14 protein-coding genes and 1 pseudogene are annotated in these 16,814 nt (G+C 55.3%); 13 read left to right on the plus strand and 2 right to left on the minus strand.

Annotation, left to right across the window (positions count from 1 at the left end):
• Window positions 1-36: 36 nt before the first annotated feature.
• The 12 genes and pseudogenes from prpC (at window position 37) to ACM67E_RS02475 (ending at window position 13,595) form a co-directional block, all read left to right on the plus strand.
• Window positions 37-1,185, plus strand: coding sequence for a 2-methylcitrate synthase (gene prpC / locus ACM67E_RS02420; protein ID WP_416192044.1), 1,149 nt, complete (start codon window positions 37-39; stop codon window positions 1,183-1,185).
• Window positions 1,186-1,964: 779 nt separating this feature from the next.
• Window positions 1,965-2,498 carry an EamA family transporter gene (locus tag ACM67E_RS02425; RefSeq protein WP_416192045.1) on the plus strand — a complete coding sequence of 178 codons (534 nt, stop codon included), beginning with the start codon at window positions 1,965-1,967 and terminating at the stop codon, window positions 2,496-2,498.
• 33 nt (window positions 2,499-2,531) lie between these two features.
• Complete coding sequence (locus ACM67E_RS02430; protein WP_416192046.1) at window positions 2,532-2,849, plus strand: EamA family transporter; 318 nt, start codon at window positions 2,532-2,534, stop codon at window positions 2,847-2,849.
• 4 nt (window positions 2,850-2,853) lie between these two features.
• A complete protein-coding gene (locus ACM67E_RS02435; RefSeq protein ID WP_416192047.1) occupies window positions 2,854-3,195 on the plus strand; it encodes a 5-carboxymethyl-2-hydroxymuconate Delta-isomerase in 342 nt (113 codons plus the stop codon).
• A 54-nt stretch (window positions 3,196-3,249) separates the two neighbouring features.
• Window positions 3,250-3,906, plus strand: coding sequence for a LysE family translocator (locus tag ACM67E_RS02440; protein WP_416192048.1), 657 nt, complete (start codon window positions 3,250-3,252; stop codon window positions 3,904-3,906).
• A 384-nt stretch (window positions 3,907-4,290) separates the two neighbouring features.
• A complete protein-coding gene (gene acnD, locus ACM67E_RS02445) occupies window positions 4,291-6,897 on the plus strand; it encodes a Fe/S-dependent 2-methylisocitrate dehydratase AcnD (RefSeq protein ID WP_416192049.1) in 2,607 nt (868 codons plus the stop codon).
• A gap of 414 nt (window positions 6,898-7,311) precedes the next feature.
• Window positions 7,312-7,692, plus strand: a pseudogene (locus ACM67E_RS02450) (VOC family protein).
• Window positions 7,693-8,044: 352 nt separating this feature from the next.
• Window positions 8,045-8,671 (plus strand): Type 1 glutamine amidotransferase-like domain-containing protein, encoded by a 627-nt coding sequence (locus ACM67E_RS02455; RefSeq protein ID WP_416192050.1) that lies wholly within the window; start codon window positions 8,045-8,047, stop codon window positions 8,669-8,671.
• A 287-nt stretch (window positions 8,672-8,958) separates the two neighbouring features.
• Window positions 8,959-10,128 (plus strand): 2-methylaconitate cis-trans isomerase PrpF, encoded by a 1,170-nt coding sequence (gene prpF, locus ACM67E_RS02460; protein ID WP_416192051.1) that lies wholly within the window; start codon window positions 8,959-8,961, stop codon window positions 10,126-10,128.
• A gap of 980 nt (window positions 10,129-11,108) precedes the next feature.
• Window positions 11,109-11,729 (plus strand): L-threonylcarbamoyladenylate synthase, encoded by a 621-nt coding sequence (locus ACM67E_RS02465; protein WP_416192052.1) that lies wholly within the window; start codon window positions 11,109-11,111, stop codon window positions 11,727-11,729.
• A 150-nt stretch (window positions 11,730-11,879) separates the two neighbouring features.
• Entirely contained in the window at window positions 11,880-12,728 is an 849-nt protein-coding gene (locus ACM67E_RS02470; protein ID WP_416192053.1) for a hypothetical protein, read from the plus strand.
• Between the two features lie 216 nt (window positions 12,729-12,944).
• Window positions 12,945-13,595, plus strand: a complete 651-nt coding sequence (locus ACM67E_RS02475; protein ID WP_416192054.1) for a site-2 protease family protein — start codon at window positions 12,945-12,947, stop codon at window positions 13,593-13,595.
• Between the two features lie 57 nt (window positions 13,596-13,652).
• Here ACM67E_RS02475 and ACM67E_RS02480 read toward each other — a convergent pair whose 3' ends face one another.
• A complete protein-coding gene (locus ACM67E_RS02480) occupies window positions 13,653-13,904 on the minus strand; it encodes a DUF1289 domain-containing protein (protein WP_416192055.1) in 252 nt (83 codons plus the stop codon).
• A gap of 107 nt (window positions 13,905-14,011) precedes the next feature.
• Window positions 14,012-15,418, minus strand: coding sequence for an oxygen-independent coproporphyrinogen III oxidase (gene hemN, locus ACM67E_RS02485; protein ID WP_416192056.1), 1,407 nt, complete (start codon window positions 15,416-15,418; stop codon window positions 14,012-14,014).
• Between the two features lie 150 nt (window positions 15,419-15,568).
• On the opposite strand from hemN, the gene fnr reads away from it, so the two are divergent.
• Window positions 15,569-16,303: a fumarate/nitrate reduction transcriptional regulator Fnr gene (gene fnr / locus ACM67E_RS02490; RefSeq protein WP_416192057.1), complete on the plus strand. Its 735-nt coding sequence runs from the start codon at window positions 15,569-15,571 to the stop codon at window positions 16,301-16,303.
• The last annotated feature ends 511 nt before the right edge of the window (window positions 16,304-16,814 follow it).

Consider the following 16,814-nt stretch of genomic DNA (forward strand, 5'->3'; position numbering starts at 1 on the left):
ATAAATCATAAAAAAGTAACAATCAGGAGAAACATCATGACAACCGAAACCCCGACTTTCAAACCCAAAAAATCCGTCGCCCTGTCAGGCGTAGCGGCCGGTAATACCGCGCTGTGTACCGTCGGCAAAAGCGGCAACGACTTAAGCTACCGCGGCTACGACATCCTCGATTTGGCCAAACACTGCGAATTCGAAGAAGTCGCGCACCTGCTGATTCACGGCCATCTGCCCAACAAGAGCGAGTTGGCGGCCTACAAAGCCAAGCTGCAAACCTTGCGCGGCCTGCCGATCCGCGTCCGCAAAATGCTGGAAAACCTGCCGGCGCACACGCATCCGATGGACGTTTTGCGTTCGGGCGTTTCCATGATGGGCTGCGTGCACCCCGAACGCGAAAGCCAGCCCGAAAGCGAAGCGCGCGACATCGCCGACAAACTCATCGCCAGCCTGGGCAGCATTCTGCTGTATTGGTACCAATATTCGCACAAGGGCAAAAGCATTGACGTGGAAAGCGAAGAAGACAGCATCGGCGGCCACTTCCTGCACCTTCTGCACGGCAAACGCCCGACCGCTTCGCACATCAAAGCCATGCACGTTTCCCTGATTCTGTATGCCGAACACGAATTCAACGCCTCCACCTTCACCAGCCGCGTGATTGCGGGTACGGGTTCCGATATTTATTCGTGCATCACCGGCGCCATCGGCGCGCTCAAAGGCCCGAAACACGGCGGCGCGAACGAAGTCGCCTACGACATCCAGAAACGCTACCGCAACGCCGACGAAGCCGAAGCCGACATCCGCGAACGCATCGGCCGCAAAGAAATCGTCATCGGCTTCGGCCACCCCGTGTACACCGTGTCCGACCCGCGCAACGTCGTCATCAAAGAAGTCGCGCGCGACTTGAGCAAAGAAGCCGGCGACATGCGCCTGTTCGACATCGCCGAACGCCTCGAAACCCTGATGTGGAACGAGAAAAAAATGTTCCCGAATTTGGACTGGTTCTCCGCCGTCTCCTACCAAAAACTCGGCGTACCCACCGCCATGTTCACCCCGCTCTTTGTGATTTCACGCACCACGGGCTGGTCGGCGCACGTTTTAGAACAGCGCAAAGACGGCAAGATTATCCGTCCGAGCGCGAACTACACCGGCCCCGACGATATTCCGTTCGTGCCGTTGGACGAGCGTTAAAGCATTTTCAGACGGCCTTTCCCGCAAAGGCCGTCTGAAAACGCAAATGCCTGTCTGAAAAACTTCGGCAGGCCGATGAAAAACAAGCGGCGGGGTCACACCCGCCCTACAAACCGAAACCCGGTAGGTCGGGCATTCATGCCCGACGTACACCGAACCAAGCGGAACAAACCATCGTCGGGCATGAATGCCCGACCTACGGAGCCCATCGGTAGGGTGGGTGTCAACCCACCATCCCCCACAAGAGAGGAAACAGGTTACTAGAACGTTAAACTTTTCAGACGGCCTTCACTATTAAAACAAATGCCTGTCTGAAAAACATTCAGGCAGCCTGAAACCTTTCGGCAGCCTGAAAATACAAAACAGAAAAACGGTGGGTTGCCCCCCTACGAAAAAAACTACAAACCGAAACCCCGTAGGTCGGGCATGAATGCCCGACCTACGGAACCCATTGGTAGGGTGGGTGTGAACCCACCATCCCCTTTCGAAACGTTTACCCAAACCGGAAACAGCCCTCGCAGGAGGAAACAGGTTACTAGAACATTAAACTTTTCAGACGGCCTTCACTATTAAAACAAATGCCTGTCTGAAAAACATTCAGGCCGTCTGAAAATACAAAACGGAAAAACGGTGGGTTCACACCCACCCTAAAAACTGAAAAACAAAAAACAGCGGGTTCGTTCCCGCCCTACGGCCTTAAGGTGCATGAGGCCGTCTGAACCGCTTCGGATGCGGTAAGATAACCATAACAACCGTTTTGCCTGTCAAGAGATTGCACCATGAACACAAAAGACGCGCTGCTGATTGCCGCCGTAGTCGGTATTTGGGGCATTAATTTCTTCTTTATGAAAACCGCGCTGGCCGACGTGCCGCCGATGATTTTAGGAATGCTGCGGTTTTTGCTGGTGATTTTTCCGGCGGTGTTGTTTATCAAGCCGCCGAAAGTGGCTTGGCACTGGCTCGCGCTTTACGGCCTGACCATCAGTTTCGGCCAGTTCGGGCTGATGTTTACCGCGCTGGAGCTGGGCATGCCGACGGGCTTGGCCGCCTTGCTGGTGCAGCTTCAGGTGTTTCTCACCGTCTTGGTGGCCGGCGTGGTGATGGGCGAACCGGTGTTGCGCCATCATCTGCTGGGCATGTTTGCCGCGGCGGTGGGGCTGGTGTTCATCGGCATCGGGCAATATCAGGGCAGCATGCCCTTGGCGGCTCTGCTGGCGGTGGTCGGCGCGGCGGCTTCCTGGGCGGCCGGCAACATCGTGGTAAAACGCATCGGGCCGGTAAACCCGCTCTCATTGGTGGTGTGGGGCAGCTAGTCGGCATTGGCCGCGTTTACTGCGGTTTCCTTAATGATATACGGTGCCGACGGTTTGGTTTCTTACACGCTGTCGCTCAGCGGTTTGGGCATCGTCAGCATCTTGTTTCTGGCTTATGTGTCGAGTTTGGTCGGCTACACCGCGTGGGGCGATTTGCTCTCGCGCCATCCGGCAGGGAAGATTACCCCGTTTGCGCTGTGCGTGCCCGTAATTGCGCTGCTGGTCGGCTACATCTTCTTGGGCGAACGCCTGGGCGCATGGCATTGGGCGGGCATCGTGGTGGTGATGGCCGGTTTGCTGGTTCACGTGTTCGGCGGCAAATGGACAGGCCGTCTGAAAAACAAAGGATAAAAAAATGCCCCATTTAACGGTTGAATACGGCGGCGTGGAAATGCCGCAGGAAGCGTTGCCCGAACTGCACCGCACCTTGTTAAACAGCGGCCTGTTTGAAGAATACGATTTGAAAATCCGCCTGTGCCGCTATGCCGAAGCGGACTATTCGACCGGCGGTGGCAAACAGGCCTTTGCCCATCTGACCCTGAACTTATTGGAAGGCCGCAGCGAAACGGCCAAAGCCGAACTGAGCCGCGCCTTGGCCGAAACCGTGCAAAAGCTGACCGCAGAAGTGCCGAGCATACAGATCAGCGTGGATTTGCGCGACATGGTTCGCGCCACTTATACCAAAACCGGCCGCTGATGGTTGAGGCCGTCTGAAAAAAGATTGTTTGAAACATTCCCCCGGAGCAGATTGATGGATACGCAAACTTTCAGCATTGTGATGACGGTGGTCGTCGCACACTTTCTGGCCTTAATCAGCCCGGGACCCGATTTCCTGATGATGGTGCGCAGCGCGTTGCGCAACAGCCGACGCAGGGCAATCGGCATGGCGCTGGGTATCGCGCTGGCCAACGGCATCTACATCGTGTTGTGCATCATCGGTGTCGGCGCGGCGGTCGCCCATTCGCTGTGGCTGATGACGCTGCTCAAAACGGCCGGCGGGGCTTTTCTGCTTTACGTGGCCTGGCACGCGCTCAAAGCCCGCCGCAGCGATTATGCCTTTATCACCGCCCAGGCTGCCGGAGAAACAGGCAGCCGTGCGCCTTCGTTTGCAAAAGAATTTCTGCTTGGCCTGCTTTCGGGGTTGTCGAATCCGAAAAACATCATTTTTTACCTGAGCCTGTTTTCGGTCGTGCTGACGCCGCAAGCGGGCATGGGCGTGACCGTTGCCTTGGGCATATGGATGACGCTTTTGGTGTTTGCATGGGATGCGATGATTGTGCTGGTGCTCTCGCGCAACAGTATCCGCGGAGCATTCGCCCGCGCAGCCTTTTACATCGATAAGACCGCCGGTTTGCTGCTGGGGGTGATGGGCGGAAAGCTGTTACACAGCGCCGTAAAGGAAAGCTGATTTTGAAAAGGCGGTTCAGTCAGAAAGGGTGGGCGTCAACTCACGGTCAGGCCGTCTGAAACTCCGTAGGTCGGGCATTCATGCCCGACGCAAGCGATACATGGAAAAAACGTCGGGCATGAATGCCCGACCTACGGACTTTTCAGACGGCCTGAGCCGTAAAGCAAATGCCTGTCTGAAAAATACGAACTGAACATACGAAAAGGCGGGTACCCCCGTCCTACCCGCAAACCTGTAAGGTGGGTGCCAACCCGCCGACCGATTCCCTTTCAGGCTGCCGAAACCTGATTTTCAGACGGCCTTGCAGCCTGAAAGCCGTTACCGTACCCAAGGCCGTCTGAAAAACCTGTTGAACAAGAAAAACATTTTTTAAGGAGCAACGCCATGACCACCAACGCGATTTACCGCAAACCCCTGCCCAACAGCAATCTGGAATACTTCGACGCGCGCCAAGCGTGCGAAGACATCAAGCCGGGTTCTTACGACAAGCTGCCGTACACCAGCCGCATTCTGGCGGAAAATCTGGTGAACCGTGCCGACAAGGTTGATTTGGCCACGCTGCAATCGTGGTTGGGTCAACTGATTGAAAACAAACAGGAACTGGATTTTCCGTGGTTCCCTGCGCGGGTGGTGTGCCACGATATTCTGGGGCAGACCGCGCTGGTGGACTTGGCGGGTTTGCGCGATGCGATTGCGGAAAAGGGCGGCGATCCGAGCAAGGTGAATCCGGTGGTGCAGACGCAGCTCATCGTTGACCATTCCCTCGCCGTGGAGTGCGGCGGCGACGATCCGGATGCGTTCCGCAAAAACCGCGAAATCGAAGACCGCCGCAACGAAGACCGTTTCCACTTTATCAATTGGACGAAAACCGCGTTTGAAAACGTGGACGTGATTCCGGCTGGCAACGGCATCATGCACCAAATCAACTTGGAAAAAATGTCGCCCGTGATTCAGGTAAAAAACGGCGTGGCCTTCCCCGATACCTGTGTGGGCACGGATTCGCACACGCCGCATGTGGACGCGCTGGGCGTGATTTCGGTGGGCGTGGGCGGTTTGGAAGCGGAAACGGTGATGCTCGGCCGCGCGTCGATGATGCGCCTGCCGGACATTGTGGGCGTGGAGTTGACGGGCAAACGCCAGCCGGGGATTACGGCCACGGACATCGTGCTTGCGCTGACGGAGTTTCTGCGCAAGGAGCGCGTGGTCGGTGCGTTTGTGGAGTTTTTCGGCGAAGGCGCGCGCAGTTTGTCCATCGGCGACCGCGCGACGATTTCCAATATGACCCCCGAATTCGGCGCGACGGCGGCGATGTTCTCGATTGACGAACAGACGATTGCCTATCTGAAACTGACCGGCCGCGACGATGCGCAGGTGAAGCTGGTGGAAAACTACGCGAAAACCGCCGGTCTGTGGGCGGACGCGCTGGAAACCGCCGTTTATCCGCGCGTGTTGAAGTTCGATTTGTCCACCGTGGTGCGCAACATGGCCGGGCCGTCCAACCCGCACGCGCGTTTCGCTACTACCGATTTGGCCGCCAAAGGCTTGGCGCAGCCCTACGAAACGCCTTCAGACGGCCTGATGCCCGACGGCGCGGTCGTCATCGCCGCGATTACCTCGTGCACCAATACCTCCAACCCGCGCAACGTGGTGGCCGCCGCGCTGCTCGCCCGCAACGCCAACCGCTTGGGCCTGACGCGCAAACCGTGGGTGAAATCCTCGTTCGCGCCCGGCTCGAAAGTGGCGGAAATCTACCTGAAAGAAGCAGGGCTGCTGCCTGAAATGGAAAAACTCGGCTTCGGCATCGTCGCCTTCGCCTGCACCACCTGCAACGGCATGAGCGGCGCGCTCGACCCGAAAATCCAGCAGGAAATCATCGACCGCGATTTGTACGCCACCGCCGTGTTGTCCGGCAACCGCAACTTCGACGGCCGCATCCACCCCTACGCGAAACAGGCGTTTTTGGCATCGCCGCCGCTGGTGGTCGCCTACGCCATCGCAGGCAGCATCCGTTTCGACATCGAAAACGACGTACTCGGCGTTTCAGACGGCCGCGAAATCCGCCTGAAAGACATCTGGCCGACCGACGAAGAAATCGACGCCATCGTTGCCGAATACGTGAAACCGCAGCAGTTCCGCGACGTGTACATCCCCATGTTCGACACCGGCGCGGCCGAAAAAGCCCCGAGTCCGCTCTACGACTGGCGGCCGATGTCCACCTACATCCGCCGTCCGCCCTACTGGGAAGGCGCGCTGGCAGGCGAACGCACGCTCAAAGGCATGCGCCCGCTGGCGATTTTGCCCGACAACATCACCACCGACCACCTGTCGCCTTCCAACGCCATCCTGCCCACCAGCGCGGCAGGCGAATACCTCGCCAAAATGGGCTTGCCCGAAGAAGACTTTAACTCATACGCCACCCACCGCGGCGACCACCTGACCGCCCAACGTGCCACCTTCGCCAACCCCAAGCTCTTCAACGAAATGGTGAAAAACGAAGACGGCACGGTGCGCCAAGGCTCGCTCGCCCGAGTCGAACCCGAAGGCCGAACCATGCGCATGTGGGAAGCCATCGAAACCTACATGAACCGCAAACAGCCGCTGATTATCGTGGCCGGCGCAGACTACGGCCAAGGCTCATCGCGCGACTGGGCAGCCAAAGGCGTGCGCTTGGCGGGCGTGGAAGCCATTGTCGCCGAAGGCTTCGAGCGCATCCACCGCACCAACCTCATCGGCATGGGCGTGCTGCCTTTGCAGTTTAAAGAAGGCGTGAACCGCCATACCCTGCAATTGGACGGCACCGAAACCTACGACGTCATCGGCGAACGCGTCCCGCGCGGCGACTTGACTTTGGTTATCCGCCGCCGAAACGGCGAAGTCATCGAAGTCCCCGTAACCAGCCGTTTGGACACCGCCGAGGAAGTGTTGATTTACGAAGCGGGTGGTGTGCTGCAACGGTTTGCGCAGGACTTTTTGGAAGGGAACGCGGCGTAGTCACGCAGCCTTTTCCGACAGGTTAAAACGTTTTCAGACGGCCTGTAATCCGAATCTGGATGCTAGGTAGGGTGGGTGTAAACCCACCACTATCAGGCCGTCTGAAAATGCCTGTCTGAAAATTTCAGGCGGTCTGAAAAATAAAACGGCGGGTTAACACCCGCTCTACAAGCCACAGGGAATTGTCGGGCATAAATGCCCGACCTACTGAACAGCAAACCCAAGCAGACAATGCCTGTCTGAAAAATTTCAGGCTTGCTGAAAACAAAACGGCGGGTTCACACCCGCCCTACAAGCCGGCAACTCTGTAGGTCGGGCATTCATGCCCGACGCAAACGGCAGTCCGCAGCAACGGTATTTTTGCCCGACGGGGTTAAAATACAGTTGCTACATGTTCCGAAACAAGGAAACGCCATGCAGATTTCCCGCATCGACCACATCGTTTTTACCGTCGCCGATATGGATAAAACCATCGCGTTTTATACGCAAATTCTCGGTTTCTAAGAGGAAACTTTTCTCGGAAGCCGCAAAGCTTTGAAATTCGGCAATCAGAAAATCAACCTGCACCAAAAGGGCAAAGAGTTCGAACCCAAAGCGGAACGCCCGACCTGCGGCGCGATGGATTTGTGCCTGATTAGCGAAACGCCGCTGGAAAAAGTGGTTGAGGAATTGGCCGCGAAGCAGGTTCCGATTGTGGAAGGCATCGTCGAACGTACCGGCGCGGTCGGGAAAATCCGTTCGGTGTACATCCGCGACCCCGACAATAATCTGATTGAAATCAGCGAGTATGTGTGAGGCCGTCTGAAAAACGGCGGGTTTACACCCGCCCTACAAGTAGGCGGCAGCCTGTAGGTCGGGCATTCATACCCGACGTAAACCGACATAAGGGAATTGTCGGGCATAAATGCCCGACCTACTGAACTGCGAACCCAAGCAGGCAATGCCTGTCTGAAAAATATTTCAGACGGCCTTAAATGCGTAGGTTGGGTCAAGACCCGACAAACCCCAATGCCGTCTGAAACCGGGTTAACCGCCCAACCTATCCCGAACCGCGTTTCAATCTGTAGGGCGGGTGTCAACCCATCGCTTTGCAGGTCGTCTGAAATGCCTGTCTGAAAACAGTCTCATGCGAAACAAAGGAAAGCCCATGTCCAACCTGTTTCTTACCTCATCGTTTGCCGACGTCGCCCCGCTGTTCCCAAAATTCGCGGGCAATCCCGTCGGCCGCAGCGTTGCCTTCATCCCCACCGCCAGTCTGGTGGAAGAATACCGCGGCTACGTGGACGATGCCCGCAACGCTTTCCGCACGCTCGGCATGGCCGTCGAAGAATTGGACATCGCCGCCGCAACCCTCGAACACATCGCCCGAACCTTGCAACAAAACGACTATATTTACGTATCGGGCGGCAACACTTTTTATCTGTTGCAGGAAATGCGCCGCAAAAACGCCGACCGCATGCTGGTTGACCACATCAACCAAAGCAAAACCTACATCGGAGAATCCGCCGGCACGCTGGTTTTAAGTCCCGACATCGCCTGCTACGCGCCGATGGACAACCCCGCCGCCGCGCCCGAACTCGACGGCACAAAAGGCTTGGCGGCCATCCCGTTTTACCCGCTCGTGCATTACCGCAGCGAACCCTTCGCCGAAGTTTGCGAACAGATACTGGCCGCACAGCAGGACAAATTGGACATGCGCCCGATTACCAACCACGAACTGTTCGCCGTCAGAAACGGCACGATAGAAAAATGGATGGTAGAGCAGGTCGTCTGAAATGCCTGTCTGAAAAATTTCAGGCAGCCTGAAATGAAAACGGTGGGTTGACACCCGCCCTACCGTGCGGAATAACAAACTGCGTAGGTCGGACATTTATGCCCGACAATTCCCTGTGCCGTATGTCGGTTTACGTCGGGCATAAATGCCCGACCTACTGAACAGCGAACCCAAGCAGGCAATGCCTGTCTGAAAAATATTTCAGACGGCCTTAAGCAGGACGGCGCAAACCCGCCAACCGACACCGCATAAACATCCGAACAACCCAAAACCAAAGGAGAAACCAAATGCCGCAAATCAAAATCCCCGCCGTCTATTACCGCGGCGGCACGTCCAAAGGCGTATTTTTCAAACGCACCGACCTGCCCGAGGCGGCGCAGGAAGCGGGGGCGGCGCGCGACAAAATCCTGCTGCGCGTGCTCGGCAGCCCCGACCCTTACGGCAAGCAGATTGACGGTTTGGGCAACGCTTCGTCGTCCACCAGCAAGGCGGTGATTTTGGACAAATCGTCAAAACCCGATCACGACGTGGATTACCTGTTCGGCCAGGTGTCCATCGACAAGCCGTTTGTGGATTGGAGCGGCAACTGCGGCAACCTTACCGCCGCCGTGGGTGCGTTCGCCATCGCCAACGGATTGGTGGATAAGGAAAAAATTCCTTCAGACGGCATCTGCACGGTAAACATTTGGCAGAAAAACATCGCCAAAACCATCATCACGCATGTGCCGATGCAGAACGGTGAAGTGCTGGAAACGGGCGATTTCGAGCTGGACGGGGTAACGTTCCCCGCCGCCGAAGTGCAAATCGAGTTTCTCGACCCCGCCGACGGCGAAGGCGATATGTTCCCGACGGGCAATGCGGTGGACAAATTGTCCGTTCCCGGAGTGGGTGAATTTGACGCGACCCTGATTAACTCGGGCATTCCGACCATTTTCCTGAACGCCGCCGACTTGGGTTACACGGGCAAGGAGTTGCAGGACGACATCAACGGCAACCCCGCCGAATTGGACAAATTGGAGAAAATCCGCGCTTACGGCGCACTGAAAATGGGCTTGATTGCCGATGTTGCCGAAGCCGCCACCCGCGCGCACACGCCGAAAATCGCCTGGGTTGCGCCGCCTGCGGAATACGTTGCCTCAAGCGGAAAAACAGTTCAGAAAGAAGACGTTGACCTGCTGGTGCGCGCCATGAGCATGGGCAAACTGCACCACGCCATGATGGGCACAGCCTCCGTCGCCATCGCCACCGCCGCCGCCGTTCCCAGTACGCTCGTCAACCTTGCCGCAGGCGGCGGCCAACGCGACGCCGTGCGCTTCGGCCACCCTTCGGGAACCTTGCGCGTCGGCGCGTCGGCGGAGCTTTCAGACGGCCGCTGGACCGCCACCAAAGCCGTCATGAGCCGCAGCGCGCGGGTGATTATGGAGGGCTGGGTACGCGTGCCGGAGGATACGTTTTAAGGCCGTCTGAATGTTCCGGCGTTAGGCGGCACTCGTTGCCCACGCAGTTTGGCCTGTCCGACGATAAAATAAAACCATGCCGTCTGAAAATTGTTTTCCGACATTTTCAGACGGCATGGTTTTTGTATGCGGTGTGCAGCAAGTGCACACCCTACGATTGTCTTGGATTGCGGTTTTGCGGCAAGTCGGGTTAGGCGGCAGGATGGGTACTCGTTGCCCGCGCAGTTTGGTCTGTCCGACGATAAAATAAAACCATGCCGTCTGAAAATTGTTTTCCCGACATTTTCAGACGGCATGGTTTTTGTATGCGGTGTGCAGCAAGCGCACACCCTACGATTGTCTTGGATTGCGGTTTTGCGGCAAGTCGGGTTCGGCGGCAGGGTGGGCACTCGTTGCCCGCGCAGTTGGCCTGTCCGACGATAAAACAGGACCATACCGTCTGAAAACCGTTTTCCCGATATTTTTCAGACGGCCTTGTTTTTGTATGCGGAGTGCAGCAAGTTCATATCCTACAATCGTCAGCTGACCCGTGTAGGGTGGGCACTTGTTGCCCACATGGATTGATTCCGCCTGTTTCTTTGTTTTGTTGATAAGGCCGTGCCGTCTGAAAACACTTTATTTTCAGACGGCCTTTTGTCTTTTCAATCAATAAGCGGCAGGGTGGGCGCTCGTTGCCCGCGCAGTTGGCTTGTCCGACGATAAAACAAGACCATGCCGTCTGAAAATTGTTTTCCCGACATTTTCAGACGGCCTTGTTTTTGTATGCGGTGTGCAGCAAGTTCATATCCTACAATCGTCAGCTGACCCGTGTAGGGTGGGAACTTGTTGCCCACACGGATTGATTCCGCCTGTTTCTTTGTTTCGTTGATAAGGCCGTGCCGTCTGAAAACACTTTATTTTCAGACGGCCTTTTGTCTTTTCAATCAATAAGTTTTACAATATGCGCCGGACAAAAACGACTCGATAAAAAGGACACGAACATGGCGCAGTTTTTCGCTATCCACCCCGACAATCCGCAAGAGCGGCTGATTAAGCAGGCGGCTGACATTGTGCGCAACGGCGGCGTGATTGTTTACCCCACCGATTCCTGCTATGCGCTCGGCTGCCAACTCGGCGATAAAAACGCGATGGAGAAAATCCTGCAAATCCGCAAAATCGACCAGAAACACCACCTGACCCTGATGTGCGGCGATTTGAGCGAATTGGGCACTTACGCCAAAGTGGACAACAGCCAGTTCCGCCAACTCAAAGCCGCCACGCCGGGCAGCTACACCTTTATTTTGGAAGCGACCAAAGAAGTGCCCAACCGTACCATGCACCCGAAACGCAAAACCATCGGCCTGCGCGTGCCCGACAACAAAATCGCCTTGGCCTTGCTGCAGGAATTGGGTGAACCTTTGTTAAGCTGCACTTTAATGCTGCCCGAAGACGACGAGCCGCTGACCGACCCCTACGAAATCCGCGACCGCTTGGAACACAGCGTTGATTTGGTGATTGACGGCGGCTGGTGCGGCACGGAACCGACCACCGTCATCGACATGACCGACGGCACGGAGCTGATCCGCGAGGGCAAGGGCGATAAGGGATTGTTCGGGTTGTAAAAAATTGACTCAACAGGCCGTCTGAAAAGATTTGCGGTTTTAGACGGCCTTTCAAATTTCGGCGTAAATGTTTCGGATTGGTACGGCCGATGGGCGGTTCGTACCGATTCGGAACGGTAGGGTTGCCGTTATCGGGAAAGGGGAACGGATTTGGGCTATATCGAACCCATCACGCGCCGCTTGGTCGGCGAAGTAACGCAATGGGACGGAAATCGGGGGCTGGCGGTCAGCGGAGACAGGGAATTTGTGTTTGAGCGTCGGCATATCGGCTCGATTCCTTATGTTTTCAAGGTCGGGCTGCGGGTGGAGATTTTCGTCGATTATGACGAAACGGGCGCGCAACATTCGTTTACGCTGAATCCTGTGCCGCAGTATGGCGAAACGTGGTTTGAGTTTTGCGGCGAAGAAATTTTGTTGTCGGCGGAACAGGCGCGGCGGTTGCGGAGCAGGTTTGCCGCGATTGCGCTGCGGTGGGGGTTGGCTGCGGCTGCGTCGGGCTTGTTGTGGTTGGGTGCAAATTCGGATTGGTCGGTAGTGTCGGCTGTGATTTTGCAGATGGCAACGATAGCGGCTTTCATGCGCTGCATGGATATTTTCTGGAAATCGCGTCAGATTTATGCCGAAAACAGCGTTTTGGCAGGTATAACGGAACAGGTGCTGGTGGTGTCTGCCGCTGCAGTGGATTGGCCGTCGAAAAACCGTTTTTGCAGGCTGGTTCATCAGGAGGGAGAGCGGCACGACGGTTCGGCGCGGGAAGCATTGTTCGCTTGGGACGGCATCCGCACGCTCCGCACAGAAGAAAAAGGCGGTAAGGAAATCCTGTATCTGGACGTTTTGCCGGAAAGTGTTTACTTCAGCCATCATGCCGGCGCAAGCCTCGGGCGGCAGGGGTGGGAGGAATGCTTGATTCCGCTGCGTCTGGACGCGTTTGACGGGCAGGACAGACAGCGTTTCCTGACGTTGTTGGCGGAAAAAAACGGCTTGCAGGTTGGCGGGTAAACTGTGTCGGTAAAGGCCGTCTGAAAAATATTTATTTTTTCAGACGGCCTTGCCGCATTTGCACTGTCTTGAAGCGGCGGCGTATGCCCATATCTGCAAAATCTGTTATATTGCCGGTTGTTTAACGGTTTTGCCGCGCAGTCGGTGCGGCATTTTCAGACGGCCTTTATTCAGGAAAACGTTTGTAAGGAAACGCGTTTCCACGGAGCGAAAACCATGTCTCAGAATTTTGATTTGGGTGTATTTTTACTGGCGGTGCTGCCGGTGTTGCTGGCGATTACGGTGCATGAAGCGGCGCATGGCTATGCGGCGCGTTATTGGGGCGACCATACCGCCGAGCAGATGGGCAGGCTGACGCTGAATCCTTTGGCGCATATCGATTTGATCGGTACGGTCATCGTGCCGGCGGTGTTGTTTTTCACCACCGGATTTATGTTCGGCTGGGCGAAACCCGTGCCGGTGGTTCCGCGCAATTTCCGCAATACCCGCTTGGGGATGCGTACGGTAGCGGTTGCCGGGCCGTTGTCGAACCTGGTGATGGCGTTCGGGTGGGGACTGGCTGCGGTGGCGGCGGTGTATGCGCCTGAATCTTATCAGTATCCGATGTCGAAAATGGCGCAATACGGCATTTCCATCAATGCGGTCTTGTTTGTGTTGAACATGCTGCCCGTGCCGCCTTTGGACGGAGGGCGCTTTGTCGACAGTTTCCTGCCCGCGAAACAGTCGATGCAATACCGCAAGATTGAGCCTTACGGCACTTGGGTCATCCTGATTCTGCTGATGACGGGGGTGTTATGGGCGGTAATCGGCCCGATGGTGAACGTGATTATGTCGTTGGTGGCGGGATTCGTGGGGTTGATTGTGTAAGCCTGCCAACCGTAAAAACCAGGCCGTCTGAAAATATTTCAGACGGCCTGACTGTATTCAGAAATCAAAAACGGTTTGTTCGGCAGGGTATAAATCGGCAGGGGCGAGCAAATCGAGTTTGCGGTTGCGGATTTTGTTTTTGCGCATACTCAGCAAGCGCATGACCTGGTGTTTCTGGTCGTCGCTCATCTGCTGCCAGTAAAGCCGCTCTTCGCGGCTGCGCAGGCAGCCCTTGCAATAGCCTTTGGCATTGGCTTCGCAAACGCCGATACAGGGGCTGGGAATGGTGAAGAAGTCGGGCTGCTGCATGATGGAGAGAGTGTGTCATTTTTTTGTAATGTTAGGACTTTATACTTGTGAAGTCAATGAGATACGCAAAGGCCGTCTGAATTTTCAGACGGCCTTTGTGTGAGGGTTTACACGGTTTGCGAGTATTTCGCCGTGGTTTCCTTGTGGCGCAAATGGTAGTCGAACACCATCGCAATATTGCGGATGAGGAAGCGGCCTTTCGGCGTTACGGTCAGGCCGTGCGGCTTCAGGCGCAGCAGGCCGAGTTCGGCCAGATTCTGCAGGTCGGCCAGTTCGTCGGCAAAATACTGGTGGAACGGTATGCCGAACACGCTTTCGTAAATCTGGAAATCCAATGAGAAGCGGCACATCAAATCCTGAATGATGTTGCGGCGCAAAAGGTCGTCTTGGTTGAGCTGGTAGCCGCGCATGACCGGCAGGCGGCCTTCGTCGATGGCGGCATAATAAGCCTCGATGTCGCGTTCGTTTTGCACATAGGTGCTGCCGATTTTGCCGATGCTCGATACGCCGATCGCCACCAAATCGCAGTCGGCATAAGTCGAATAGCCTTGGAAATTGCGTTGCAGCCAGCCTTCTTTAAGGGCGACGGAAAGCTCGTCGTCGGGTTTGGCGAAGTGATCCATGCCGATGAACACATAGCCGCGGCCGGTCAGCGTCTGCACACAGTATTGCAGCATATCGAGTTTTTCCTCGCTGCCGGGTACGGCATCGGTATCGATGCGGCGTTGCGGTTTGAAAATGTGCGGCAGATGCGCGTAGTGGTAAAGAGCCAAACGGTCGGGGTCGAGACTTAACACGGTGTCGATGGTGGTTTTGATGCTTTCCACCGACTGATGCGGCAGGCCGTAAATCAAATCCACGCTCACCGATTTGAAACCGGTTTCGCGCGCCGCGTCAATCACTTCTTTGGTTTCCTCAAAGCTCTGGATGCGGTTGACCGCTTCCTGCACTTTCGGGTCGAAATCCTGAATGCCCACGCTCATGCGGTTGAAACCGAGTTTGCCCAAGTGGTGTACTGTCTCGCGGCTGACTTTGCGCGGGTCGATTTCGATGGAATATTCGCCGTTGGGCATCAACTGAAAATGCCTGCGTATCATCTCGAAGACGCGTTCGAGCTGGTCGTCGCTCAAAAAAGTCGGCGTACCGCCGCCGAAATGGAGCTGAGCCAACTGATGCCGGCCGTTCAAATGCGGCGCGAGCAGTTCCATTTCACGTTCGAGATACTCGATATAAGCATCGGCACGGGTTTTGTCTTTGGTAATGATTTTGTTGCAGCCGCAGTAATAGCAGATGGTGTTGCAGAAGGGGATATGGATATAGAGCGACAAAGGCTTGTTGAGCGCGCCCATGCTGCGCAGGTGCAGGGCATGGGTGTATTCGGCTTCGCCAAAACCGTTGTGGAAGCGGTCGGCGGTGGGGTAAGACGTATAACGCGGGCCGCTGGCGGGCAATTTGGCGATCAGTTCTCGGTCGAATTCGGGCAGGTCATTGTTTTTTATAGGAATGATTTTCATGATGGCAGCGGTATAATTATATATAGATTAACGGATTAGTAAAATCCAATTTAATTTGCTAGAATGCCACATCATGATAAACCCGTCTTGACATGAGTCAAGAGAAACTCAGTCAGGCAAAGCAGTTTCGATAAAAAAGGTGTTTGTTTTATGGCCACACACAATTCTACCCATCAAATGAAAACATTGTGTTCGACGTGTTCCCTGCGCGAACTCTGCTTGCCCGTCGGGCTGATGCCGAATGAATTTTCCCAATTGGATGCCGTTATCCGCCAAAGCCGCCGTCTGAAAAAAGGCGAGTATCTGTTCCGTGCCGGCGAACCGTTTACATCTTTGTTTGCGATTCGAGCCGGCTTCTTCAAAACCACCGTAGCCAGCCAAGACGGTCGCGACCAAGTAACCGGATTTTTCATGTCGGGCGAACTGATCGGCATGGACGGCATCTGTTCGCATATCCACAGCTGCGATGCCGTGGCCTTGGAAGACAGCGAAGTGTGCGAGCTGCCGTTTGCCCACATGGAAGAATTGGGGCAAAACATTCCCAGCCTGCAAACCCACTTTTTCCGCCTGATGAGCCGCGAAATCGTGCGCGATCAAGGCGTAATGCTGCTTTTGGGCAATATGCGCGCAGAAGAGCGGCTGGCCGCATTCCTGCTCAACCTCTCCAACCGCCTGTATTCACGCGGCTTTGCCGCCAACGATTTTATTCTCCGCATGTCGCGCGAAGAAATCGGCAGCTATTTAGGCTTGAAGCTGGAAACCGTCAGCCGCACGCTGTCGAAATTCCACCACGAAGGTCTGATAGAAGTCGACCACAAACACATCAAAATTTTAGATTCCCAAGCCTTGAAAAAAATGGTATCCGGCTGCGCCCATGCCATGTAATGCCTGAAAAAGGAAGCTTTCCCCCGTTCCTGAAATCCTCTCGATTCCCTAACCGGATGGAGAGGATTTTTTTCGCCGATTTCCAAGCAGTCGAAACCGACAAACCATTTGACAAGGCCGTCTGAAAATCTGAAAGGCTGATATTTTCAGCATTTTCAGCTTCTGTCTGACTCAAAATCAGCAGTGTTTGGGCTGCCGTAATCTGCCCCCTCTCCTGCGCTTAGCGCGGGGAGGGTTGGGGAGGGGGTGATGTTTCGCAGAAACATTAAAATCTGCCGAAACTCAGGCAAAATGTACTTCTGCGAAGTACCACCCCCATCCTGACCTTCCCCCGCGCTAAGCGCAGGGGAAGGGACAGATTGCAGGAACTTCAAAATTTACTGTCGGAATCGAAGCAGTTTGCTGAATCCAATGTTCACTAACTATTTGATGTTTCAAAATTTCATTTTTTACTGAAATATAAACCTCTAACATCATGATATTTAATCAAAATTTATTCCGGGCAGTAGTG

The sequence above is a fragment of the Neisseria sp. CCUG12390 genome (genome assembly GCF_047837985.1).
Taxonomy (GTDB): domain Bacteria; phylum Pseudomonadota; class Gammaproteobacteria; order Burkholderiales; family Neisseriaceae; genus Neisseria.